Consider the following 23,467-nt stretch of genomic DNA (forward strand, 5'->3'; position numbering starts at 1 on the left):
CGGGTCAGAAGCCTCGGGAGCCACCGGAGCGGCGGGAGGAGCGCCGGGACGAGCCGCCGCCACTGGAGCGGGTCCGGGACGAGTACGACGACCGTCGGCGCCGGGACGAGCCGGAGCTCCAGCTGCTGCCGCTGTCGTTGTCGTCGTCGTCCGAGCTACTCCAGCTGGACGAGGAGGAGCGGCTGGCCATCGCGGTACTGAGGTCGTCGGAGAAGCGGCTGAGGCGAGCACCGGCGCGGCGGGAGCCCCAGCGGGACCGCATCGCCTCTCCGGCCCGGCGGGCGTCCTGGTCAGGGAACCACCAGCGCGTGCCGTCGCCCATGGTCCAGTAGCCGTCCATGTACGACGCCAGTTCCTCGCCGAGCGTCCAGTAGGGCCGGGCCCGGTCCCGGAGCGTCACCATCCGGATCTCCGGCTCCTGCTTGGCCGCCACCTTCGCAGCGCACGCGGCGCACACCTGCACCTGCCGCTCCGTACCGCCTTCGGGTGCCCATTGGACTGCCGTAGTACTGGGCCCGTGGCGGGGATCGAAGAAGCAGGGCGGCGTCGGCTCAGGAATCGGCTTGCCTGCGCGCACTGCAGCCAGGCAAACCAAGCCGTACCGCGCAGAGCCGAGCAGTGTGGCCACAGCCGCTGTGTCGTCGTCACCCTTGGCTTCGTCGAGCCGATGCCGGGCCTTCTCCACAGCGTCGAGCACGTCCTGGGAAAGCTTCGCCTGCTGGGGGTCCGAGGTCGCCGGCAGCGCCGACACCTGCTGTGAGAGCCCGATGATCTCCTCGTTGAGGACCGGTACCGAGACCTCGAGGTGCTTCTTCTCGTCCGACCTGCGGGCCCGGCGAGCGCTCAGCGTGATACCGCCCCACCACAGCACCGCGAGGCCGGCCACACCTCCGGCGTACGGGGCGGCGTCGATGTAGAACGGCTTGTCGATCACCTGCGCACGCTGGATGAACCGGGTGAGGATCGCGTCGTAGTCAGGCGCACAGCAGTCGACCGCCTCGTCGACGGCGTCACCCACGTGGTACGTCGGTCCCTTGTCTGCGTGCTGTACGGCGTGGAATCCGCGGCCCTTCGACTCCGAGGTCGCGTCGACCAGTACGGCGTACACGCCCTCTACGCCGACCCGGTCGTACAGCTGACTGGCGATCTCCTCGCCGGTCCAGGCGAGCTGAACCCGTGAGCTGTAGGAGCCCTTGTAGCCGATGTCGATCGCCGATGCCGGAATGACGGCGATCCGCATCGGTGCCGCAGCCGACCTCACTGCGCGGTTCAGCTCAGCCACCTCCGAAGTGCTGAGCCGGGTCACGTCGGGATCGACCCAGACGCCCGGATCACCCAGCTTGGCGGCGACGCCGTTCATGTACGTCTCCGCGGCGGCCTGCGCGCGTTGACGGTCGCCGTCGAAGTCCGGCGGGGTGTAGCGAGGCTGGGTGTACTTGTACGTCGGCCTGCTGGTCGGCGGCTTGCTCGGTGTGGGCGTCGGAGTCGCGGCATGCGCGGGCGACGCAGCAAGTACCGGTGCGGCAACCAGTGCGAGTGTGCCGAGCAGGCGAAGGTAGCGGGTCATCGTGTTCCTCCAGCGAGGCGGTTCTGGCAGGCAGCACAGACAGGGATCTCCCGGGCCTTTCCATCCGGTGGCGTGTACATCCAGTCGGTCACGGAGGTGCCGTGCGCCGGATCGAAGAAGCAGACAGCGCGCCGGGGCGGCGCCGGCGTACCGGCGAGCCGGGCCTGGGCACAAGCCAGTCGCCAGCGGCCGTACTCGACAGTGGCCCGTACTGCGCGCAACTGCTGGTCGTCCGGTTTGTTGTCGACGACGCGGCCCGCGTCGGCGTACGCGTCCATCGCCGCCTGCACGTCCGCTGTCGTCTCCACGCCGTCCAGACGCACGTCGGCTCGGTCCAGTTCCTCGCCGAAGCGGGTCACGTCCTCCAGCGCGAGCTTCTGCCGCTCTTCCAACGTGTCCGCCTCGTCGGGCAGCACCTGGTACGACGGCCGGTAGAGCGCGGGGCCTTCGTCCTTGCCCGGCCTCCGCTTCCACCAGCGCAAGCCGAGCCCGGCAGCAACCAGAAGCACCAGCACGATCCCCACCGGCCACAGCCAGCCCGGCGCTCCCTGGGAAGAGCTGGGAACGTCGAGCTGATCCAGTACGCCGTCCAGCGTCCCCACCGGGTCCGACCGGCTGTGCTTCGAGAGTTCATCGGTGAGGATTCGCGCGATCGGCGTATCCACGCCCACTGCGCTCCCCCAGGTCACCGCCCCGCCGAAGACCACCAGGTAGATCCCGTCGGCCTGCTGCAGATCCACCACCTGATCGACGAACGCCCGGGCCGCCTGGTCGCGGTCTCCTGTGGCCAGTGCCGCAGCGGGGACCACAGCGATCCGGATCGCCGGCGTGTGCCCGTCGACCCGGGCAGCCAAGCGCTGGGAGTCCTGCTCCGGAACGAGCGACCGCTGCGACGGGTCGACGTACACGGGCGAGTTCTTCCACCCCTCCACCACGTCGCTCGGAGTGGCGGACCGGGCCGCCGACGCAGGCAGTGGAGCCGCCCAGGAGACGGCAAGCAGCAGGGCAGCCAGAAAACGCATGGGCGCAAGCCTGCCCTAACGGGGTGTTAGGGCAGGCCACAGCCTCCCAACGTCAGTCGGCGAGAGCCACCGGCAGCCGCTCCTCTGCCTCGAGCGGCTCGAGGTGCTCAATCGCTTCCAGTGCGGGGTTACGACGCAGGACGACGAGCAGCGCGAGTACTACGACGCCGAGCGCGGCTGCGATCGGGGGCAGCAGCTGTACGCCGACCAACTTGATCACCAGACCACCGACCACGGCCGAGAGCCCTGCTCCCAGGTAGATCGCGGACGCGTTCATCGCCAGCAGCAGTCCGCCGCCTGAGCCCAGCTCCAGCAGGAGGTTCTGGATCGGCGGGTTGAACGCCCACGTGAAGAGACTCCATACGAACAAGGCGATCCCTGCACCCACCACAGTGGCCGCGGTCAGCGTCAGCGTCGCGATCACCACGGTGAACCCGGTCAGCACTACGCCCAGCGTCCGAAGGCTGCCGAAGCGGTCCGTTGCACGGCCACCGATCAGGTTGCCGACCACGGCGCCCAGTCCGTAGACCAGCAGGAGCACACCGACTGTGCCGCCCTTCAGGTGAGCAGTCTTGGCGAGCAGCGGCACGACGTAGATGTAGACGCTCATGGTGGCGAGCACTGCGAGCACTGTCATCGCCAGCACGATCTGCACCCGCCTGTCGGTCACTCCCGCGAACCGCTCACGCAAGCTGATCGCCGGCGGCGCGTCCACCTTGGGAAGCGCGGTCTGAACGGCCAGCGCGATCAGGACTGCCACGGCCGCGATCAGCCCGAACACCCCGCGGTAGCCGAGACTTCCACCGAGCAGACTGCCCGCCGGCACTCCGAGCACGAGGGCGAACGTGAGCCCGCCGAAGACCACAGCGACCGCTCGACCCCGCTCCTCCGGCGGCAGGAATCCAGTGGCGAACAGTGTGGCGGCCGGCGTGTAGGCAGCAGCACCGAAGGCCGCCACGACGCGTCCCAGGATCAGTACGGAGTAGTCCGTGGCCAGCGCGGCTATCAGGTTGCCCAGCGCGGCAGTAAGGAGTGCCGCGAGCAACAACGTGCGGCGCTCCCAGCGACCCGTCAACGTGGACAACAGCGGCGCGCCGACGGCGTACGAGAGAGCGAAAGCCGTCGCGAGCTGGCCGGCTGCGGTGAGCGAGACGTGCAGCTCGGAGCTGACGGCGGGGAGCACGCCGGACACGACGTACGCGCTGGTGCCGACGGCGAAGGCACCGGCGGCCAGCAGGTAGATGCGTGCGGACATCAGGGGACCTTCCGACGGAAATGATTAGTTCGACGTTGATCGTACTACGATCTTCATCGAAGTTCGATAGCGGTCGTAGAATGAAGGCATGAAGAAGGAGAAGGTGGACGCATGAGCACCTCGAAAGCCCTGCCGCAGCCCGATCGCGAGGAGATTCGGATCGAGCAAGTGCTGCAGGCCCTGGGCGAGCCGGTCCGGCTGCAGATCGTCCGGCTGCTCGCCGACCAGCCGGACGGCATCGCGTGCGGTGAGATCGACCTCCAGGTGACGCCGTCGACCCGGGCTCACCACCTGCGGATCCTGCGCGAGGCAGGCGTCATCAGCACCCACACCGAGGGCACCCGGCGGATCAGCAGCCTGCGGCGCGAAGACCTCGACAACCTGTACCCCGGCCTGCTCCCCGGCGTCCTGGCCGCTCCGCGCTGAGCCGTCCGCCGGGCCGGATATCTCGGCCGGTGTTCGGCAACCGCAAGCCGATGGTGCCCAGATCGAGCGGCGGACGTGTGGGCGGGCTGGCAGACTGTGGCGGTGGTGGCCTTGCGCGAACGGTGGAACGAGCTGATCCCTGGCTCGACCGCGCTGGCCGACGACTTGGTCGCCCGCTATCTCGGCCGGAACCGCCGCGCATACCGCGACCAGTACCTCGACACCGTGCTGACCGGCCTCGATTCGCTGATCCAGTTGAGCACCGACCCGACTTCGGTCCGGCTCGCCGCCTGGTTCCATCGGGCCGTGCACGAACCAGGCAGTCGCGCGGAGGAGGACGCGGAAGCCTCGGCGCGCCTGGCCGAGCAGACCCTCCCGGCGTACGGCGTGGACCCGATCCGGATCGCCGAGGTCGCCCGGCTGATCCGGCTGACCGGCTCACTGTCCACCCCGCCGACGGACTCCTACGCTCCGCCTCGCCGCGACGCGAACGGTGATGTCCTGCTCGACGCCGTCAACGCGGCACTCGCCACTGCCCCCAGCCGCTACGCCGCCCATGCCTCCGAAGTACGCCGTGACGGTGGCGACCGGGCAACCGCCACCGAACGCCGGTACGACGAGGTTCGCGAACTCCTGGACGGTCATCTGTACCGGACTCAACTGGCACGACAGCGGATGGGAACAACGGCCCGCGCCAACCTGGAAGCCGAGCTCGCCGGGCTCGACAGTGAACTCCCTGCTCCTTGGCGTGGTTGGCAACAAGCTGCTCTGGCGGCACTGGCTACCTTCGGCGCTATCGCGGCCGCAGTAGTCTCCATCGCTGCGGCCGGTGCGCCTTGGCAGGTGCCCGCTCTGGAATCCGAGGCCAGCTGGCCGCCGGTCGTTCTAGCTGCGGTTGCCTTCTTCAGCGCGCCTGTGTTGTTCCGCTGTGCGCGTAGCAGCAGTCAGCGAGCTCGACTCATCTCTGGCGCCGTGGTGGCGGTTGCAGTAACAGGGCTGTTGGTGGCGTGGGCGCAGGTTCCAGTGACGAACCCTGCGCTTGGTGTCGGGTTGCGCGTGCCACTGCTCATCTCTGCACTACTGCTGCTCCTCGTGGCCGCAGGTGCTGCGCTGGTGGGTTCACTGCTTCGCACGAGGACCGCGCGGTTCCTGCCGTCGAGAAACCTGGGTCAGCAGTTGGCCTGGCTCGCAGTACCGGGAGTGATCGCTCTGGCGTTGCTGCTGGTCGTGCAGCCGCTGGCACGCAACTACGTGCTGGGTTCCAACGAACGAGTGGAGGGCGGCCGTCGCCCGGCCGGAAAGTTCCCGCGGTCGACGCTGGACGGCACTGTCACTTGGGTGAGTAGGGCACTGTCGGGCGCCGGGGCCGAGGAGGCCGTTGGTACGAAGTACGGGATTGCCGTCCCCCGGCAGACCGGTGTGGTCGAAATGCTCGACGCGGCGACTGGTGAACTGCGCTGGCGCTACACCCGCTCCGACTCGGACGAGAAGCCCGACATCTACGCCACCGCGAACGGCGAGTTGCTGGTCGCGGAATTCTCCGACATCGGATACCTGCTGCTCGATGCGAACACCGGCAAGCGCAAGGCGGCCTGGCCCGGTCACACCAGGGACCACTCGATCCAGCAGGCCGATCCGCTGCTGACTGGCGAGGAGGTCAGCAGGGGCTCGGACAAACTGCGCGGCGCCAACCCGGATGGGCACGAGCGGTGGACGTTCGAGCCCGGCCGGTGCACGGACATCGGCGCGGTCGCCACTGCGGAGACCGTGGTCGCCTTCCTCGGACACAGTTGCGGCGACCGGCCGGACGAGATGACCGGGCTCGATCTCACGACCGGCAAGAAGCTGTGGACCAAGTCGCCCGCGGACATGTACCGCCGGCCGATCGTGGTGGGTGGTCTGGTCGTCGTCGCCGAGCCGGGCGGCGACTCCGACGTACCGGCAGCGCTGGTCGGCATCGAGCCGCGCACCGGCGACACCTTGTGGCGCTGGCCGGTTCCCCGCAACTGGGCCTGCCGAACGCTGCTGAACGCGGCCGGCAACCTGTTGGTGGTCGTCGACTGCCCGGGCCCGGCCACACAGGTCAACACGAAGACGATCGTCACCGCGATCGACACCACCACCGGCCGAACCGCCTGGCAGAGCACGGCTCCCGTCAACCCCCGCACCCGAGTAGCCGTCACCGCCGACGCCCGCGTCATCTCCTTGGCCCAAGCGCGCACCGGCTGCGTAGCCAACATCATCACCCGCAACGGCTACCGCCAGGCCCGCCTCCCCGAAGGCATCACCTGCACCCGCGCGCCCCGAGCCCTGGGCAACCTCCTCCTCACCTCCGGCGACGGCACAGTCATCGCCCTCCACTGACACCCCACGCGCCACAGTTCGTGAGCAGCTGCCGGGCTAGTGGAGCTGGGCTTCGGCGGAGGCCAGAAGTTCGACGATGTGGGTGCCGAAGACGACGTCCACGGGGTGCGAGTCGCCGGACTCGGCGGCGGCTACCAACTCCTCGGCCGCCCGAGTCAGGGAGTCGGTGGCGGGCGTCGTGGCGCGCGGGAGAAGCGTGGTGCCGGACTCTCCCCAGAGGCCGGTTTCGAAGCTGGTGCCGTCGGGTGGCGCGGTGAGGGAAAGGCTGGCGGTGCTGGTGGAACCGGACTCGTGGGTCAGGACCAGGTGGACCAGGTCGCCTGCGCCGCCGACCGCCTGCAGCGAGGCGATCGGGCCGAGCATGGCGGTCAGGTTGGACAGCGCGTGCGGTCCGACGTCCCAGAGGGCGCCTCGTTGCTCGCGGCGCCACGCGGATTCGGCGTACGGGTTGCCGGGGGCGTCCAAGGAGGCGAGCATCCGGCACCAGCCACCACGCCAGCCGCCGGTCTCCTCGACCTCGGCGAAGAAGGACCGCAGTTCCGGCGCGAAGCGGCCGGTGAAGAACACCACGGACGCGATGCCCTCGGCGGTCGCCTCGTCGGCCAGCGCCCGGGCGTCGTCGAGCGAGTCGGCGACCGGCTTGTCCAGCAGCAGATGCTTGCCGACGGCAGCGGCTTCGAGCGCCATCGTCGCCTGGATCTTCGGCGGTACGGCGAACGCGACGGCATCCACGACCTCCAGTAACTCGGCGTAGTCGTCGTACCCCGTCGTGCCCAGCTCGGTCGCTAACTGTGACGCCTTGTCCGCACTGCGTCCCCAGACTCCGACCAGCTCGACGCCCTCGGCCGCGCGGAGCCCCGGCCCGTGTGTGACCCGCGCCCAGTGACCGGTACCGACCAGACCGAATCGCATCGAACGCTCCCCTTCCACCCGGCAGAACCTGCGGATCCGACGCTCCCGCACCGGTCTGGTGACGAGGCGATATCGCTTTGGCCACGACCCTAACCCCGAGCCCCGGATCGGTCGGTACAGGCCTGTCCTGGGTGCGAGACTCCCAGCCATGGACCTGCGCGACCAGTGGAATCGCCTGCTGCCGCACGCGCAGCCGCTAGGCGATGATCTGCTGGCTCGTTACGCAGAGCAACATCGGCATTATCACGATCAGCGGCACCTGACCGAGATGCTCGAGGCCGTCGACGAACTCGCCGACCTGGCCGCGGACCCGGAGACCGTGCGGCTCGCGGCATGGTTCCACGACGCCATCTACGAGCCGACGGCCGCACCGGGTGAGAACGAGGAACTCTCCGCGCAACTGGCCGAACTCGAACTGTCGGCGTACGGCGTACCGGCCGAGCAGGTCGACGAGGTCGGCCGGCTGATCCGGCTCACCGCCAAGCACGACTGCGACCCGGACGACGCGAACGGCGCGGTCCTGTGCGACGCGGACCTGCGCATCCTCAGCCTGCCCGCCGACCGGTACGACGAGTACGCGACCGGGATCCGCGAGGAGTACGGGCACATCGGCGACCGGGACTTCGCCCGCGGCCGGATGACGTTCCTGCAGGGCCTGGCCGGTACGGCGTTGTACGCGACCAGCCGGGGTCACGAGATGTGGGAAGCCGCCGCCAGGGCGAACGTGAGCCGCGAGCTGTCCACCTGGGCGCCCAAGGCGGCCCGTCCGATCTCCGGCCTGATCCCGATGATCTACCTGGGCGCTGCGCTCGGGGTGATCGTGGCGGCCTCCGTCCTGCTCGGCCGCGGCCTCGGCGCTGCCGCACACTGGCCCGCCGCTCCCGACGAGTCCACCGGCTTCCCGGTCTGGGCACCGATCGCCGGTACTGCGGTAGCCGCCGCCCTCACCTGCGCGTGGTTCCGGCGAGCTCAGCCGCGGCTGGTGACCGTTCCTGCTCTCGCGTTGATCGGCCTGGGTGTGATCGCGATCGGCGTGTGCTGGTGGCGCTGGCCCGCCGCCCAGCCGGGCGCTGCCATGAGCGAGCGCTGGCCCTACCTGATGCTCGCGTCTGTCGCCCTGGTTCTCGCCGGAGCCCTTCTTGCATTGGCCCGGCGCCTCCGCCTCGCACCGCCGTACGCTCTGGCGCCACCGCGTGCGCTAGGCCTCGGAGTCACCCTCGTGTGCGCATCCCTGCTGGCCTGGATCGTCGTGTCGGCCGGCGAACCGTTCGTCCAGGCCCGGCTCGAGACAGCGAACACGGTGAGCACCACCACGACGGTGCCGCCCGGCGTACTGCCGGTCCAGCTCGATGGTGAGCTCGCCTGGAGCCGTGAAGTACCAGCGACCGGTGCGATCGCGGGCACCGCCGGCGGCGTAGCCGAGCTTCGCTCCGACGGCGTGGTGATGTCCGACGCGACCACCGGACAGATCAGGTGGCGCTACGCCCGCGCCGACGTCGACGACGCCGCCTCTGCTGGTTCCCGTGGCCTTCTGGTCTCCGGCGACGGCCGGACGCTGGCGGCACACCTTCCGTACGCCGGTGACCGTGCACCGAGCGGCATCGAGCTGCCGACGTACGCCGTACTGGATGCTGGTACCGGTAAGCCGCTCACCGAGGTGCACACCGACGGCACCGCGCTGGCCGTTGATGCGAACCAGTTGCTCGTTGCAGAGGGCAAGTACGTCGTCGCGCACGGCGTCAGCAACCCGACTCACTGGCGGACCCGATTGCAGTGCACTGTGACGCAGGGCGTGCTACTGGCCGACCAGGCAGTCGTGGTCGACGCCTGCGACGACAATCACGCCGTGGTGCGCGGGCTCGACCTGACCAACGGCAAGCAGCGCTGGGAGGTCGATCTGGGTATCCGGTTCGATCTGAGCGCCGAGCTCGACCCGACGACCTGGGTCGGGGACATGGTGGCCGTGCCGGACAGCCGCGAGGTCACCGGACTGGTGTGGACGGGCGCGGCCGGCGGGACGCTCTACCAGTGGGCAGTGGACGTCGGCGAGGGCCGTGTGCTGTGGACCTCACCCGTCCCCGGTACGCCGAGGCCGCGGCTCGGCGCCTCGTCCTGCGACGCGCAGTTGGCGGCGACTCACGCGTCCCTGGTCCTGGTCACCTGCCGCACCGACAACGAGGCGGGCCAGATCCAGAACTACGACGTGTCGGCATCGAGCCCAGCAGACGGTACGACGCAGTGGCACCACCTGCTGCCGGTGCCGCCCAAGCTGCAGCGGCCCGAGTACCCACGGGACGGCTTCGGAATGCTGCCGGACGGCCGCGTGGTCACGCTGATGCCCCAACCCGACGGCACCTGCTCACCCGTCCTCGTCGGCACCACCGGCATCCTCCCCCGCCCGATCGTCGCCGGCCCGACCGCGGCCTCGGTCGCGGACACCAAGAAGGTCACCTGCGACAAACCCGCCGTCACGGTCGCCGACGGCCGCCCGATCTTCTCCGACAACACCCGCCTCTTCGCCTTGAACTAGACCTCTCTGAACGGCCGGGGAATTCCGTTGCCCAAGGCAGCGTTGAGTTCTACCGTGATCGACATGTTCCGCGTGGTTTCTGGTGCGTACCTGTCAGGGCTGACCCTGACGGGCGCTGTCGCGTGGACTTCAGAGGATCTGTTCACCGGCGCGCGAAGCCGACCCTCCTCCTGCTGAAGCAGGACCCGCGGAGGAGGGTGGCTCGGCAAACCGGCCCCCTTCACCGCAGCGCTCAGCTGTGTCCGAAGGTGTCTGGCCGGGGGTCCTGGACAGGAAGAATCCTCTGACCAGCAAGGGAAAACACACATCATGGCCAAGAGCCAGTTCGTGCGGACCAAGCCGCACCTCAACATCGGCACCATGGGGCACGTCGACCATGGCAAGACCACGCTGACCGCCGCGATCACCAAGGTGCTCGCCGAGCGCTACCCGAACCTCAACTCGTTCGTCGCGTTCGACGGGATCGACCGGGCGCCCGAGGAGGTCCAGCGCGGGATCACGATCAACATCTCGCACGTCGAGTACGAGACCGCCAACCGGCACTACGCGCACGTCGACATGCCCGGGCACGCCGACTACGTGAAGAACATGATCACCGGCGCCGCCCAGGTGGACGCCGCGATCCTGGTCGTGTCGGCGCAGGACGGCGCCATGCCGCAGACGCGTGAGCACGTGCTGCTCGCGCAGCGCGTCGGCGTGCCGTATCTGGTGGTCGCGCTGAACAAGGCGGACGCCGTCGACGACCCCGAACTGCTCGACCTGGTCGAGCTGGAGGTCCGGGAACTGCTGTCGGAGTACGGCTTCCCGGGTGACGAGGTACCCGTCGTACGGGTGTCGGGTCTGCGTGCGCTCGAGGGCGACCCCGAGTGGATGAAGGCGGTCGGCGACCTGCTCGACGCCGTCGACGACTACGTGCCGATCCCGGACCGCGAGCTGGGCGAGCCGTTCCTGATGCCGATCGAGAACGTCCTCACCATCAGCGGCCGCGGCACCGTCGTCACCGGTGCCGTCGAGCGCGGTTCGCTGCGCGTCGGCGACGCGATCGAGGTGGTGGGTCTCGGCCCGACCGTCGCGAGCGTGGCGATCGGGATGGAGACGTTCGGCAAGTCGCTGGCGTCCGCGGAGGCGGGCGACAACGCCGCCGTACTGCTGCGTGGCGTCAAGCGCGACGAGGTCCGTCGCGGCCAGGTGGTGGCTCTGCCCGGCAGCGTGCGGCCGCACCGGAAGTTCCGGGCCCAATTGCATGCGCTGTCCACCGCCGAAGGTGGCCGGCACACGCCGTTCGCCGCGGACTACCGGCCGCAGTTCTACTTCCGTACGACGGACGTGTCCGGCGGCATCGACCTCGGTGAGATCACCCTGGTGATGCCCGGCGACACGATCGAACTCGGCGTGGAGCTGGAGAAGCCGGTCGCGATGGACGTCGGCCTCGGCTTCGCGGTCCGCGAAGGCGGCCACACGGTCGCCGCCGGCACCGTGACCGAACTGCTCGACTGAACGAAGGCCCCCACAAACCTGTTGTGGGGGCCTTCTGGTCATCCGGATCAGGGATGCGCCCTCATGCGGTCCAGGGACGCAGCTTCTCCGGGTTACGGATGATCCACAGGTGCTTGATCCGGTCGTCGACGACGTCGAACGCGAAGACCGAGACGATCGCGCCGTTCTGCAGGGCGACGAGGCCCGGCTGACCGTTGACCGTGCGTTCGACCAGTCCGAGCACGGGCACCCTTCTGGCGACCTCCAGCATCAGCCGCGCGACCTCCTCGCCACCCCGGATCGGCTCCAGGAAAGCCGGGACCAGGCCGCCGCCGTCGGCGATCGACGTCGCGTCGGGGTCGAGGAGCCCGATCAGGGCGTTGATGTCCTTGGCCTCCCAGGCCAGCTTGAATTCCCGGACGACCTCGGCCTTCTGGGCCGGCGTGGTCACCGGCGCCTCGGCGTCTCGGATCCGCCGGCGGGCCGAAGTGGCCAACTGGCGGCAGGCCGCCGGCGTACGACCGACGATCTCGGCGACCTCCTTGAAGGGGTAGCGGAAGACGTCGTGCAGGACGAAGGTGACGCGCTCGGCCGGGGTCATCGATTCGAGTACTACGAGAAATGCCATGTTGATGGATTCGTCGAGCGTGATCCGGTCGGCCGGGTCCGTCGTCGTACCGCCGGTTCGTCCGCTGACCCATTCGGTCCGCCCGGGCAGCGGCTCCGGGATCCACTCCCCCACGTAGTTCTCACGCCGCGAGCGCGCCGAACCGAGCAGGTCGAGACAGATGCGGCTGGCAACGGTCGTCAGCCAGGCACCCGGCGACTTGATCGCCTCCTGCTCTTCCGACGACATCGCATACCACCGGGCATACGTCTCCTGTACGACGTCCTCCGCGTCCACCAGCGAGCCGAGCAGCCGGTAGGCGACGTTGATCAACTGCCGTCGCTCGCTCATGATCGCGCCCAGGCTCTGGTCGCCTCCGGTCTCGATGCTCACCTGTCCACTCCCAACGTCCGCGGCTGCCCTCTCATCCTGTCCGACGAAGCACCGGCCGGAAATGTGAGGCTCACATTCCCGGCCGCCGTCTCGTCGTGCAGATGACCCGATGAGAGGACGACCCATGACCGATTTGCAGAGCATCGTCGACCGGTTCGAGATCGGCACCCTGCCGGCCGAATTCACCGATGCCGGGATGATGCACGACTACGACCGCTTCGCCGAGCTGTTCACCGAGGACGGCATCTTCCGGATCCCCGGCGCCGTCGAGTTCACCAGCCGCGCCGAGATCCGGGCCGGCATCGTCCGGATGAAGAGCGTGTGGGAGTACTTCGTCCAGAACGTGCACCCCGGCACGGTCGTGGTCGACGGTGACACCGCGACCGGCCGCGCCTACATCTACGAGTTCGGCCGCTTCCACGACGGCCAGTCGTACTCGAACTACGCCGTCTACCACGACCGCTACCGGCGGACCCCGGACGGCTGGAAGTTCGCCGAACGCAGCTACGAGATCAAGTACGTCGACACTTCTCCGCTCCCCGGCTCGGTCCCGGCCGAAGGCGAGACCCACGTAGACGTCGAGATCTAGTACTACGTCCCGCTTGCGGTGGAGGTCCCGGTACTACGTGCCCTTGCGGTGGCGGAGGCCGGAGGCGATCAGGCGGCGGACCAGGTCGCGGCTGGCGACCGGAGTGGCGCCGGCCGCGATCAGTTCGTCGTACTTGTCGGACGGGACGTCGTAGTGATCGCGGTCGAAGGCGCGGGCGGGGATGCCGGCCTGTCGCGCGAAGGCGTGCAACTCCTCCAGCGACTCGTCGCTGACCAGGTGCGACCAGACCCGGTCCCAGCCCGGCCAGACCGGTGGGTCGATCAGGATCACGCGTTCTGCTCCTTGCTGTCCTGGGCGTCCAGCAGGTTGCGCCAGGCCCGGACGAAGCGCGAGTTCACGTAGGCCTTGGTCCACGAGCCGTCCTGACGCACGGACGACCCGACGTGGAACCGCCGTACGCCGGCGCCGTACAGCCACGGCACGTGCTCGGGCTGGAGCGAGCCGCCCGCCATCATCACCTTCGCCACCTGTGGGTCCTCCTTGGCCAGCCCGGTGAGCTCGTCGAGCCCGTGACCGACGCCCAGCGACGAGCCGGCTGTGAGTACGCAGTCGAGTCCGGGCAGGCTGCGCAGAGCACGCCAGGCCGGCCGTTGTTCGAGCACCGCGTCGATCGCCCGGTGGAACGTCCACGGCGTACCGGCGAACGTGCTCGCCAGCGCGGCGACGGACTCGGTGTCCACCTGGTTGTCCGGGGTCAGGAAGCCGAACACGAACCCGTCCGCGCCCGCCGACAGATAGGACTGGGCCATCGCGGTCAGCCGGTTCAGTTCGGCGCCGTCGGTCGCGAACGAGTCGGTCAGCCGCAGCATCACCCGCAGCGGCAGATCCGTGACCCGGCGGATCGCGCTCACCGTCGACACCGACGGACAGAGGCCGGACGCCTCCATCGACGCGCACAGTTCCAGCCGGTCCGCGCCGCCCTCCTGCGCCGCTTCCGCATCGGCCGGATGCAGAGCGATGACCTCCAGCAACGAACCCATGCAGGACATCATCCTGCATCGCGCCCCGCGGGCCGGTCAGAAATAGGTGTTGCGCTCTCCCATCGGCTTCTGTATCGTTTTTCTAGAACGATTTAGAAGAACGATTCAGAAAGCAGGTGCGGAGATGGCCCCGGGAGTCACCATCAAGACCGTGGCGCAGGCCGTCGGGGTGTCGCCGTCGACCGTCTCGAACGCCTACAACAAGCCCGACCAGCTCTCCGCGACGATGCGCGAGCGGATCCTGGCCAAGGCCGCCGAGCTCGGGTACGCCGGGCCCGACGCCTCCGCCCGGGCGCTGCGCAGCGGCAAGGCCGGCGCTGTCGGCGTCCTGTTCACCGACAAGCTCGCCTACGCCTTCTCCGATCCGTACGCCGTCGGCTTCCTGGCCGGCCTCGCCGAGGTGGCCGAGGAGTTCGTCACCAGCCTGCTGCTGATGCCGCTCGACTCCTCGGACATCGAAGGCGGCACCGATGCGGTCCGGCAGGCCGCGATCGACGGCGCCGCGATCTTCTGCGTCGCCCCCGGTCACCCCGGCCTCGACGTACTGCGCAAGCGCCGCATCCCGACCGTCTCGACCGACCGCGGCGCCCACCCGGACACCTCGTGGGTCGCGATCGACGAGATGGAGGCGGCGGCCAAGCTCGGCAAGCACCTGGCCCGGCTCGGCCACCGCGACCTCGTCGTACTGGTCGACAACACCGAGGCGGCCGGCAGCCGGCCGGTCGAACTGAGCCTGGACCAGGTCGGGTACGCCGACTGCGAGCTGCGGATCCGCGGCCTGCAGAAGGAGATGCCGGACGCCCGGATCAGGCTGGTCTCCGGCGGCCACAACGCCTTCAGTTCGGGACTGGCCGGCGCCGAGTGGGTGCTCGACTCGCAGGACCGGCCGACCGCGATCGTCGGGTTGAGCGACGTCCAGGCGCTCGGCGCGATGGAGGCGATGAAGACCCGCGGACTGGTCCCCGGCCGGGACCTGACCGTGGTCGGCTTCGACGACATCCCTGCCGCCGAGCAGGCCGGGCTGACCACGATCCGCCAGCCGATCAAGGACCGCGGCCGGATGGTCGGCCGGGTCCTGCTCGACCCCGGCTTCGCCGAACACCAAGTCCTGCTGCCGACCGAGCTGATCGTCCGCTCGAGCAGCGGTCCCGCACCTCGCAGCTGACACAACCGCAGATCGTCGACCACGGCCGTCCGGCCGCTGGTTCCGACAAGCACGCTCACCGGAAGGGAGCAGCACGACCATGACTTATTTCATCGCCGGCAACACCGCAGTGGAGAACGCGCGGGCCGTCGCCCAGTCCGCCCTACCGAACGCTCCCCAGCAGGAGTACCACGAGCCGGCCCCGCGCCGCTCGTACGCCGTCCGCGCCCGGCTCAGCGCGTTCCTCCGCACCGCGGCCGCCCAGGAACTCAAGCTGGCCGACCGAATCGCCCCGCAACCCCGGTGCGAAGCCGCCTCCAGCTGACCGTTCAGTCGCTGGACAGAAACCCAGGACCGGCCCCTCCAACGCAACATCTGGAGACCGAGGCGAACCACTCGAAGACCGGTTCCGTGAAGACCTCTCCCGAGGCGATGAGACCCCATGCCGACCAGGCGTGGGGTTTTGTCGGTTCCGTCTGGCACTCTGAAGGGCGATGAGTGAGCCCGGGATCCTGCTGACCGCCCGCGCGATGGTCCTTCACGACCTGGCCGCGCGGGGATTCGACGACGCCGTGATGGTGTCCCTGCTCGAGGACGTGGTGGCCGGCCGGCAGTGGTGGCTCGACCAATGGCCCGACGGCGCCGAGCACATCGCCGGCCTGGTCGCCCAGGACCTGCAGGACCGCCTGGTCGACTCCGGCATCCGCTGGCCCCGCTGTACGGCGTGCGACGACCTGAACGACCACGAGCTCCGCATCGAGCCCGAGCTCGGCCCCGACCCGCACTGGGTCTGCGAACGCGCCGGCATCAGCGTCTCCCCCCTCGGCCACCTCACCTGACCCAGGCTCGACCCACGCACCCCGAGGCCCACTCGGGGATTTTCGCCTGCCCACCGAGGGTCGCGTCCGGGAATAACCTGCCGCGCTACATGTAGACAGGCTACTACTATGACCAGATGAAGTCCTTGGCGGTTCTCCGGGTGGTCGCGGTGGTGCACGCCGTCGCGCTCTGCCTGCAACCCGTGCTCGCGGGTGTCTACCTGAACGGTTCCGGAACCGCGGTGCGGATTCACGAACCGATCGGCCTGGCCGTCGTGTTCCTGTGTCTCGGTCAGTTGCTGATAGCAACGATCTGGTGGCGGACCGGAGGTCGCGCCCTCGCCCTCGGACTGACGGCGGCGATGCTGGCGGGCGAGGTGCTCCAGGTCGCCATGGGCTACACCCGCAACCTGCTCCTGCACATCCCGGTCGGCATCACCCTGGTCGGCACCGGCCTCGCGGTCGCCGTCTGGGTCTGCCGGCCGGCCACCCGCCGTACGGAGAAGGTCGCCGCATGACCGACCAACTGCAAACCACGAGTCGACAGCCGGTACGGCGTCCGCGCGTCTCCTTGTGGGCCTTGCGGCTCGTGCTGTTGCTGCACACCGCCCTGGTCGTGGCCCAGCCGATTCTGGCCGGCTACTACCTGTCCGGCGATTCCGACGCGATGGACATGCACAGCCCGATCGGCTCCACCCTCTGGATGATCTCGATGATCCAACTCGTGCCGGCCTTGCTCTACTGGCGGCCGGGTGGCGGCCGACTGTGGCCGGCCGGCCTGACACTCCTGCTGTTCGTCGCCGAGTTCCTCCAGATGATCTTCGGTCACTCCCAGAACCTGGCGATCCACGTGCCGCTCGGCAGCGCGATCGTCATCGCGGTGGTGGCACTGACCATCTGGTCCTTCCGGCCCGCCGCTCGTCGTGGCCGCAGAAAGGTTGCGCAATGAGCCTGTCCCGACGCACGTTCCTGGTTGTTGCTGGCGGCACCGGTCTCGCCGCGACGCTGGCCGACTGCGGCCTGGAGTCGTCGCCCGGCCAGACAGCCGAGCTGCTCCGCAGCGAAGTCCCCCTCCCGGAAGCCTTCAAGGTGCCACTGCCGATCCCGCCTGTGAAGAAGCCTGTGCGAACCGAGTCCGGCGCCGATCACTATCGAGTGGTGCAGCGGAAGGCGAGCCTGGAGATCCTGCCGGGCCTGCGAACCGAAGTACAGGGGTACGAAGGTCTGTTCCCCGGCCCGACCTTCGACGTGCGCAGCGGGCGGACCACTGTGATCGAGCAGGTGAACCAACTCGACGTACCGACAGTGGTGCATCTGCACGGTGGCCACACCCCGGCTGCGAGCGACGGCTGGCCATTGGATCTCCTCCTGCCGAACGGCGGCCACCATCATGACCACATGCAGATGTCCGGTGGAGACCAGAAGACAGGGAGCCGCACCTACACGTATCCGAACACCCAGCGGGCCGCCGCACTCTGGTACCACGACCACCGGATGGACTACACCGCCCCACAGGTCTATCGCGGTCTGTTCGGGATGCATCTGATCCGGGACGACGAGGAAGACGCACTCCCCTTGCCGCGTGGCGATCGCGAGATCCCACTGCTCATCGCAGATCGCGCGTTCGCCGCCGACGGATCGTTCCGCTATCCCGCCGCGAAGGACGGGCCGGGCGTCGAATCGGCTTATATGGAAGGCGTTGTCGGCGATGTCGTCCTGGTCAACGGCGCCCCTTGGCCCGTCCTCGAAGTGGCCGCCGCACGCTATCGGTTCCGGATCCTGAACGCCTCCAACGCCCGCCGGTACGAGCTGGCCCTCGACCCGGGACAGCCACTGGTCCAGATCGGCAGCGACGGCGGACTGCTCGGTACGCCGGTGGAGCACGCGAGCCTGGTGATCGCTCCGGCCGAGCGCTTCGACGTGATCGTGGACTTCTCGAAGTACCAGCCGGGCACCGAGGTCACCTTGCTCAACAAGCTCGGAAAGGATCGCACCGGCCAGGTGATGCGCTTCCGGGTCACCGCCCACGCGAGCGACGACACGAGCATCCCGAGCAAGCTTTCGTCGTACGCCGAGGTGCGCGAGCCGGCCGGCGTCGTCCGCCGCAAGTGGGCCTTTCGCCGGGGCGATGCCGGCGGCCACCAGGGCTGGACGATCAACGGCAAGCCGTTCGACCCGGACGTCATGCAGGCCGAGGTGAAGCTGGATCAGTACGAGGTCTGGTCGTTCGTCACCGATGTGCACCACCCCGTGCACGTCCATCTCGCGCCGTTCCAGGTGCTCCGCCGCGGTGGGAAGAAACCGGGTCCGTACGACGGCGGCTGGAAGGACACCGTGGACATCCGCCCTGCCGAGGTCGTCGAGGTACTGGTCAGATTCACCGCCCATAAGGGCAAGTACCTGATCCACTGCCACAATCTCGAACACGAGGACATGGCGATGATGGCGGCCTTCAGGACCACCTAGTCGATCAGCTGGATCGCCTTCGCATACAAGGCCGTCCGGTCGACGCCGGCCAGCTCCAGCGTGCGTGGGACGCGGCCGAGCTTGGTGTCGAGGACCCCCACGAGCACATGGGCCGGCGACATGCGGCTGGCACCGAGTCGCTTGGCCCGCTCCGCGGCCCGCTTGAGCACGAGCTTGGCCGATTCGCCGAACTTGGGATTCCGGCCCCGCTCAGATGTTGCCCTGGGCAACTCCGCGACCGTGACGGTGACACCGGCCACCGCCAGGCTCTGCTCCCACTCCTGGTCGAGCGCCGCCCGGATCGCATCCCTGGTCAGCCCCGCCTCCGCCAGCAACCGGGCCGCGTCACCCCCGATCGGGCTGGCCAGCGACAACAGCACATGCTCGGCCTCGATCATGGCCGAACCATCCATTTCGGCTTCCTCGCGGGCGTTCTGGACCAGGAGCGTCCGGACGTCCTTCAGTTTCGTCGTCATCAGCGCCTCCTCAGGGCGACACCGGCGGCGATCAGCCGCGCGGCATGTTTCTTGTGCACTGCCTGCCGGGTGACTCCCAGCACCTCGGCCACGTCGGACCAGCTCCAGCCGGCTCGCATCGCCTGCTCCACCTGACTGTCCTCCAGCCGGTCGGCGAGCCGCCGCAACGCCACCACCGCCGCCAGCCCGGCAGCGGGATCCGTGGGATCCATCAGCTTCTCCATATAAGCAACTTAGGTTGACAATTGACTAATGTCAACCTGAGTTGCTCAAACCCGCCTCTTGACCACGCCGGAACTCGATGGCTATATTCAACACATCAGTTGATCAACGGAATGGTTGATAAAGATGTCGGTTGACAGTGAGCAGTTGGACCGGGGCTTCGCGGCACTCGGTGACCCGGTCCGCCGGGCGCTGATCGCGCGGCTGTCCCGCGGCGAGGCAACGGTGAACGAGCTGGCCGAGCCGTTCGACATCACCAAGCAGGCGATCTCGCGGCACCTGCAGGTCCTGGAGACCGCCGGCCTGATCACCCGCAGCCGGGACGGCCAGCGCCGGCCCTGCCGGCTCAACCCGGCCGCCCTCGAAGCGCTGACCAGCTGGATCGACGACTACCGGCTGACCGCCGAGCGGCAGTTCCGCCGCATCGACGCCATCCTCGAAACCGTGAAGGAGCAAGACTCGTGAGCACCAACCCCACCACCATCACCGCCCCGGCCGGACTCCCGTTCATCGAGGTGACCCGGGACTTCGACGCCACCCCCGCCCAGCTGTTCCGGGTCGCCACCGATCCCGACCTGGTGACCCAGTGGCTCGGCCCGCGCGACCTGGAAGCCGAGGTCGTCGAGTACGACGTCCGCCCGGGCGGACGGTACCGCTACATCCACCGTGCCGCCGACGGCACGGAGTACGCGTTCCGCGGGGTCTTCCACACCGTCGAGCAGGACGCGCTGGTGATCCAGACCTTCGAGTGGGAAGGCGCTCCGGGCGAGGTCTGCCTGGAGCGGGCCAGCTACACCAAGACCGACACCGGGGTCCGCCTGCACACCCAGACGGTGTTTCCCTCCGTCGAGAGCCGGGACGCCGCTGTCGAGCAGGGCATGGAGTACGGCATCCGCGACTCCTACGACCGCCTCGCCGAACTGATCAGCAAGGAGCAGTCATGACCCGGGTGGTGGTGGAAATCTCGATGTCGCTGGACGGCTACGTGACCGGCCCCAACGTCGGGATCGGCAACGGCCTGGGCGACGGCGGCATGGCTCTGCACGACTGGGTCTTTCACGGCAACGCCGACGACCAGGTCGTCCTGGATGCCGGCTTCGAAAACACCGGCGCGGTCGTCCAGGGCCGGAACCTGTTCGACATCATCGACGCTCCCGGCGGCTGGAGCGACGAGCTGGGGTACGGCGCCAAGCCGACCGGCGAGGTGAATCCACCCGTCTTCGTGGTCACCCACTCCGCGCCGGACAGCCCCCGGCTCGGCGACCGGTTCCACTACGTCACCGATGGAGTCCAGAGCGCCGTCGAGCAGGCCCGAGCAGTTGCCAACGGCAAGGATGTCGTGGTGATGGGCGGCGGGCAGATCTGCCACCAGGTGCTCGCCGCCGGGCTGGCCGACGTACTGCGGTTGCACGTGGCAACCGTCGTCCTCGGCGACGGTACCCGGCTGTTCCCGGCCGAGCCGTCGGAAGCCGTACGGCTGGAGCTGGCCGAGTCGGTGTCGACCCCGACCGCGCAACACCTCACCTACAACATCGTGAAGGAGAAGTAGCCATGGGCAACGTCATCGCAGCGGCCGTCGTCTCGCTGGACGGCTTCGTCGCGGACACCGAGGACCAGGTCGGTCCGCTGTTCGACTGGTACAACAACGGCACGGTCGAGGTGTACGGCACCGACCCCGGCCGGCCCTTCAAGGTCAGCCAGGCCAGCGCCGATTACATCAACACTGCCTGGAAGAAGGTCGGGGTCGCCGTGTGCGGGCGGCACCTGTTCGACCTCACCAACGGCTGGGAAGGCGTCCCGCCGTTCGGCGAGCACGTCGTCGTCGTGACGCATCAGCCACCCACCGACTGGCCGTTCCCCGATGCGCCGTACACCTTCGTGAGCGGGATCGAGGAGGCCGTCGCGAAGGCGAAGGAGCTCGCCGGTGACCGCGACATCTCGCTCGCGGCGGGCAACCTGACCGGCCAGGCGCTGCGGGCCGGGCTGGTCGACGAGCTCTCGTACAACCTCGTACCGGTGATCTTCGGGACCGGCAAGAGCTTCTTCGGCGACTACGCGGGCGACCAAATCCTGCTGGACGACCCCAAGGTCATCGAGGGCGACCGGGTCACCCACCTGCACTACCGGATCAGCAGGGGATGAGCCGCGATCACGGTCCGGGACCCGGGCGCCACCTCGGTGAAGCCCGCGTCCTGGACCACCGGCAGGCCGCCGGCCAGCAGGTTCTGCCACTGATCAGGGCTCGCGGTCCGTACGGCGAGTGCGAAGTCGGCCGCCGCCCATTCCTTGCGCTCCTCGGCTGACAGTTCCCACCAGGCGAGCTGTGCCGCGTGGCCGCATTGCGCCATCGCCTTGCCGCTCGACATCTCCAGGCCCGGATTCATCCACAACACCGGCAACCCGGGCTCGGGCGCCGGCACCTCGTCGGGATCCTCGAAGTCGGTCCCGGTCACCTGCAACTTGGCAAGATCCTTCGGTACGGCGTCCAGCGGTACCGGCGGGAACACTCGTACTTCGGCCGGCGCGCTCCCCGAGTCCCCGGCCGCTCGTCCCGTCACGGTGATTCCCGGCAATGCTTCGGCCCGACGCCACTCGGCACCGCGAGCACGCCGTACGACCTTCCTGATCCGGGCGTCCTGCCAGCCGGTCATCGCCCCGGCCCACTCGCCCTCCCCCACCGATCGCTCGTCGGACAAGATCGCGAGCACCGCGCGCGCCGCCGTCTCCAGCGCATCGGTCTGCGCCGGCCGCGCACTCTTCTCGACCCGCACCACCAACGTCAGTACGTATTCCACGCTGTGAGTGTCTCAAGGCCGCCGCGCCCGCTCAGCGGACACCTGCCGCGGCGTCCGTCGTGCCGCCCCGGGCGGGCCTTCGGGTGGCTGTTAGTTTGACCGCATGCGGCAGTATCTCGAGCTTCTCGATCACGTCCTGACCAACGGTGTCGAGAAGGGGGACCGGACGGGGACCGGCACGTTGAGCGTGTTCGGGCACCAGGCGCGGTACGACCTGAGCGCCGGATTCCCCGCGGTGACCACGAAGAAGCTGCATCTGCGGTCCGTGGTCGGCGAGCTGATCTGGTTCCTCAGCGGCTCCACCAATGTGAAGTGGCTGCAGGAGAACGGCATCAGCATCTGGGACGAGTGGGCCGACGCGGACGGCGAGCTGGGGCCGGTCTACGGCTCGCAGTGGCGCTCCTGGCCGACCCCGGACGGGCGGCACATCGACCAGATCGCGGCCGTCATCACCTCGATCAAGCAGAACCCGGACTCGCGCCGGCACATCGTCAACGCGTGGAACGTCGCCGACGTGGACCAGATGGCGCTGCCGCCGTGCCACACGATGTTCCAGTTCTACGTGGCCGACGGGCGGCTGTCCTGTCAGCTCTACCAGCGGTCGGCCGACATCTTCCTCGGCGTACCGTTCAACATCGCGTCGTACGCGCTGCTCACGCACATGGTCGCCCAGCAGACCGGTCTCGAGGTCGGCGACTTCGTGCACACCCTCGGCGACGCGCACCTCTACCTGAACCACCTCGACCAGGCGAAGCTGCAACTGACCCGCGAACCACGTCCGCTGCCGACACTGGAGCTGACCAAGCGGGACTCGATCGACGCCTACGAGATCGCGGACGTGCAGCTCGTCGGCTACGACCCGCACCCGGGGATCAAGGCGCCCATCGCGGTATGACGATCATCCTGATCGCCGCGGTCGGCGCGAACGGCGTGATCGGCCGCGACAACGACCTGCCCTGGCGGATCCGCGAAGACCTGCTGCACTTCAAGCAGCTCACGCTCGGCCACACCCTGGTGATGGGCCGCAAGACCTACGACTCGATCGGCCGCCCGCTGCCAGGCCGCCGTACGGTCGTCGTCACCCGGCAGCCTGATTGGTCGGCCGACGGCGTCGAGGTGGTGCACGACGTCGAGACCGCGCTCAAGCACGACGGCGACGTCTACGTCGCCGGCGGCGGCGAGATCTACCGCCAGGCCCTCCCGTACGCCGACCGCCTCGAACTCACCGAGGTAGCCCAGTCCCCCACCGGCGACGTCACCTTCCCGGCCTTCCACCCGGCCGACTGGACGGAGACCGCCCGCACCCCCCACGACGGCTTCACCTTCGTCACCTACGACAGGGCCTGATAACGGTCACAGGACGTTAGTGCCCTGAGGACCGGGAACCGCGTAGATTGTGTGCGC

27 protein-coding genes are annotated in these 23,467 nt (G+C 68.8%); 17 read left to right on the top strand and 10 right to left on the bottom strand.

The window, feature by feature from the left end:
• Positions 1-4 precede the first annotated feature (4 nt).
• Genes DIZ26_RS18050 through DIZ26_RS18060 form a run of 3 tightly spaced genes read right to left on the bottom strand, consistent with a single transcriptional unit; the run spans position 5 to position 3,844 of the window.
• Positions 5-1,567: a hypothetical protein gene (locus DIZ26_RS18050; RefSeq protein WP_112242778.1), complete on the bottom strand. Its 1,563-nt coding sequence runs from the start codon at positions 1,565-1,567 to the stop codon at positions 5-7.
• Complete coding sequence (locus tag DIZ26_RS18055) at positions 1,564-2,589, bottom strand: hypothetical protein (RefSeq protein WP_157979751.1); 1,026 nt, start codon at positions 2,587-2,589, stop codon at positions 1,564-1,566. Before DIZ26_RS18055 ends, DIZ26_RS18050 begins: the two co-directional genes overlap by 4 nt.
• Positions 2,590-2,641: 52 nt before the next feature.
• Positions 2,642-3,844 (bottom strand): MFS transporter, encoded by a 1,203-nt coding sequence (locus tag DIZ26_RS18060; protein WP_112242782.1) that lies wholly within the window; start codon positions 3,842-3,844, stop codon positions 2,642-2,644.
• 111 nt (positions 3,845-3,955) lie between these two features.
• On the opposite strand from DIZ26_RS18060, the gene DIZ26_RS18065 reads away from it, so the two are divergent.
• A complete protein-coding gene (locus tag DIZ26_RS18065; protein WP_112242789.1) occupies positions 3,956-4,270 on the top strand; it encodes an ArsR/SmtB family transcription factor in 315 nt (104 codons plus the stop codon).
• 102 nt (positions 4,271-4,372) lie between these two features.
• Positions 4,373-6,634: an outer membrane protein assembly factor BamB family protein gene (locus DIZ26_RS18070; protein ID WP_232828425.1), complete on the top strand. Its 2,262-nt coding sequence runs from the start codon at positions 4,373-4,375 to the stop codon at positions 6,632-6,634.
• Between the two features lie 36 nt (positions 6,635-6,670).
• Here DIZ26_RS18070 and DIZ26_RS18075 read toward each other — a convergent pair whose 3' ends face one another.
• Positions 6,671-7,546 carry a Gfo/Idh/MocA family protein gene (locus tag DIZ26_RS18075; RefSeq protein WP_112242791.1) on the bottom strand — a complete coding sequence of 292 codons (876 nt, stop codon included), beginning with the start codon at positions 7,544-7,546 and terminating at the stop codon, positions 6,671-6,673.
• Positions 7,547-7,694: 148 nt separating this feature from the next.
• Here DIZ26_RS18075 and DIZ26_RS18080 point away from each other — a divergent pair, with 148 nt between their 5' ends.
• Together DIZ26_RS18080 and tuf are read left to right on the top strand one after the other, a co-directional pair.
• Positions 7,695-10,076, top strand: coding sequence for an outer membrane protein assembly factor BamB family protein (locus DIZ26_RS18080; RefSeq protein ID WP_112242793.1), 2,382 nt, complete (start codon positions 7,695-7,697; stop codon positions 10,074-10,076).
• A gap of 309 nt (positions 10,077-10,385) precedes the next feature.
• A complete protein-coding gene (gene tuf, locus DIZ26_RS18085) occupies positions 10,386-11,573 on the top strand; it encodes an elongation factor Tu (protein ID WP_112242795.1) in 1,188 nt (395 codons plus the stop codon).
• Between the two features lie 61 nt (positions 11,574-11,634).
• Here tuf and sigJ read toward each other — a convergent pair whose 3' ends face one another.
• Positions 11,635-12,552 carry an RNA polymerase sigma factor SigJ gene (gene sigJ / locus DIZ26_RS18090; protein ID WP_232828426.1) on the bottom strand — a complete coding sequence of 306 codons (918 nt, stop codon included), beginning with the start codon at positions 12,550-12,552 and terminating at the stop codon, positions 11,635-11,637.
• A 124-nt stretch (positions 12,553-12,676) separates the two neighbouring features.
• On the opposite strand from sigJ, the gene DIZ26_RS18095 reads away from it, so the two are divergent.
• The gene (locus tag DIZ26_RS18095; RefSeq protein ID WP_112242798.1) at positions 12,677-13,141 is read left to right on the top strand and encodes a nuclear transport factor 2 family protein; all 465 of its coding nucleotides are present in this window, start codon (positions 12,677-12,679) and stop codon (positions 13,139-13,141) included.
• Positions 13,142-13,174: 33 nt separating this feature from the next.
• On the opposite strand, the gene DIZ26_RS18100 is transcribed toward DIZ26_RS18095, so the two are convergent.
• Both DIZ26_RS18100 and DIZ26_RS18105 read right to left on the bottom strand, forming a co-directional pair.
• Positions 13,175-13,432, bottom strand: a complete 258-nt coding sequence (locus DIZ26_RS18100) for a DUF4031 domain-containing protein (RefSeq protein ID WP_112242800.1) — start codon at positions 13,430-13,432, stop codon at positions 13,175-13,177.
• On the bottom strand, positions 13,429-14,142 hold the full coding sequence (locus DIZ26_RS18105; protein WP_112242802.1) for a copper homeostasis protein CutC: 714 nt from the start codon (positions 14,140-14,142) through the stop codon (positions 13,429-13,431). The genes DIZ26_RS18100 and DIZ26_RS18105 overlap by 4 nt, the downstream gene beginning before the upstream one ends.
• Before the next feature lie 124 nt (positions 14,143-14,266).
• Here DIZ26_RS18105 and DIZ26_RS18110 point away from each other — a divergent pair, with 124 nt between their 5' ends.
• The 6 genes from DIZ26_RS18110 to DIZ26_RS18135 all read left to right on the top strand — a co-directional run bounded on the left by DIZ26_RS18110 (position 14,267) and on the right by DIZ26_RS18135 (position 18,570).
• Positions 14,267-15,307, top strand: coding sequence for a LacI family DNA-binding transcriptional regulator (locus DIZ26_RS18110; protein ID WP_112242804.1), 1,041 nt, complete (start codon positions 14,267-14,269; stop codon positions 15,305-15,307).
• Between the two features lie 79 nt (positions 15,308-15,386).
• Positions 15,387-15,611 (top strand): hypothetical protein, encoded by a 225-nt coding sequence (locus DIZ26_RS18115; RefSeq protein ID WP_112242806.1) that lies wholly within the window; start codon positions 15,387-15,389, stop codon positions 15,609-15,611.
• A gap of 169 nt (positions 15,612-15,780) precedes the next feature.
• Entirely contained in the window at positions 15,781-16,125 is a 345-nt protein-coding gene (locus tag DIZ26_RS18120) for a hypothetical protein (protein WP_112242809.1), read from the top strand.
• A gap of 116 nt (positions 16,126-16,241) precedes the next feature.
• Complete coding sequence (locus DIZ26_RS18125) at positions 16,242-16,622, top strand: hypothetical protein (RefSeq protein ID WP_112242811.1); 381 nt, start codon at positions 16,242-16,244, stop codon at positions 16,620-16,622.
• Positions 16,619-17,053: a hypothetical protein gene (locus tag DIZ26_RS18130; protein WP_112242813.1), complete on the top strand. Its 435-nt coding sequence runs from the start codon at positions 16,619-16,621 to the stop codon at positions 17,051-17,053. The genes DIZ26_RS18125 and DIZ26_RS18130 overlap by 4 nt, the downstream gene beginning before the upstream one ends.
• Positions 17,050-18,570, top strand: coding sequence for a multicopper oxidase family protein (locus DIZ26_RS18135; protein WP_112242815.1), 1,521 nt, complete (start codon positions 17,050-17,052; stop codon positions 18,568-18,570). The genes DIZ26_RS18130 and DIZ26_RS18135 overlap by 4 nt, the downstream gene beginning before the upstream one ends.
• On the opposite strand, the gene DIZ26_RS18140 is transcribed toward DIZ26_RS18135, so the two are convergent.
• On the bottom strand, positions 18,567-19,046 hold the full coding sequence (locus tag DIZ26_RS18140; RefSeq protein ID WP_112242817.1) for a Clp protease N-terminal domain-containing protein: 480 nt from the start codon (positions 19,044-19,046) through the stop codon (positions 18,567-18,569). The genes DIZ26_RS18135 and DIZ26_RS18140 overlap by 4 nt on opposite strands.
• Positions 19,046-19,270 carry a hypothetical protein gene (locus tag DIZ26_RS18145; RefSeq protein WP_198676149.1) on the bottom strand — a complete coding sequence of 75 codons (225 nt, stop codon included), beginning with the start codon at positions 19,268-19,270 and terminating at the stop codon, positions 19,046-19,048. Before DIZ26_RS18145 ends, DIZ26_RS18140 begins: the two co-directional genes overlap by 1 nt.
• Before the next feature lie 124 nt (positions 19,271-19,394).
• On the opposite strand from DIZ26_RS18145, the gene DIZ26_RS18150 reads away from it, so the two are divergent.
• Genes DIZ26_RS18150 through DIZ26_RS18165 form a run of 4 tightly spaced genes read left to right on the top strand, consistent with a single transcriptional unit; the run spans position 19,395 to position 21,410 of the window.
• Positions 19,395-19,733 carry an ArsR/SmtB family transcription factor gene (locus DIZ26_RS18150; protein ID WP_112242819.1) on the top strand — a complete coding sequence of 113 codons (339 nt, stop codon included), beginning with the start codon at positions 19,395-19,397 and terminating at the stop codon, positions 19,731-19,733.
• The gene (locus DIZ26_RS18155) at positions 19,730-20,212 is read left to right on the top strand and encodes an SRPBCC family protein (protein WP_112242821.1); all 483 of its coding nucleotides are present in this window, start codon (positions 19,730-19,732) and stop codon (positions 20,210-20,212) included. Before DIZ26_RS18150 ends, DIZ26_RS18155 begins: the two co-directional genes overlap by 4 nt.
• Entirely contained in the window at positions 20,209-20,817 is a 609-nt protein-coding gene (locus DIZ26_RS18160; RefSeq protein WP_112242823.1) for a dihydrofolate reductase family protein, read from the top strand. The genes DIZ26_RS18155 and DIZ26_RS18160 overlap by 4 nt, the downstream gene beginning before the upstream one ends.
• Positions 20,818-20,819: 2 nt before the next feature.
• Entirely contained in the window at positions 20,820-21,410 is a 591-nt protein-coding gene (locus DIZ26_RS18165) for a dihydrofolate reductase family protein (RefSeq protein WP_112242825.1), read from the top strand.
• On the opposite strand, the gene DIZ26_RS18170 is transcribed toward DIZ26_RS18165, so the two are convergent.
• Positions 21,389-22,063 carry an aminoacyl-tRNA hydrolase gene (locus DIZ26_RS18170; RefSeq protein WP_112242827.1) on the bottom strand — a complete coding sequence of 225 codons (675 nt, stop codon included), beginning with the start codon at positions 22,061-22,063 and terminating at the stop codon, positions 21,389-21,391. The two genes, DIZ26_RS18165 and DIZ26_RS18170, sit on opposite strands and share 22 nt — an antisense overlap.
• A 103-nt stretch (positions 22,064-22,166) precedes the next feature.
• Between DIZ26_RS18170 and DIZ26_RS18175 the strand changes: the two genes are divergently transcribed.
• Positions 22,167-22,958: a thymidylate synthase gene (locus tag DIZ26_RS18175; protein WP_112242829.1), complete on the top strand. Its 792-nt coding sequence runs from the start codon at positions 22,167-22,169 to the stop codon at positions 22,956-22,958.
• The gene (locus DIZ26_RS18180; RefSeq protein WP_112242831.1) at positions 22,955-23,410 is read left to right on the top strand and encodes a dihydrofolate reductase; all 456 of its coding nucleotides are present in this window, start codon (positions 22,955-22,957) and stop codon (positions 23,408-23,410) included. The genes DIZ26_RS18175 and DIZ26_RS18180 overlap by 4 nt, the downstream gene beginning before the upstream one ends.
• The last annotated feature ends 57 nt before the right edge of the window (positions 23,411-23,467 follow it).

The sequence above is a fragment of the Kribbella monticola genome (genome assembly GCF_003261635.1).
Classification (GTDB): Bacteria; Actinomycetota; Actinomycetes; order Propionibacteriales; family Kribbellaceae; genus Kribbella; species Kribbella monticola.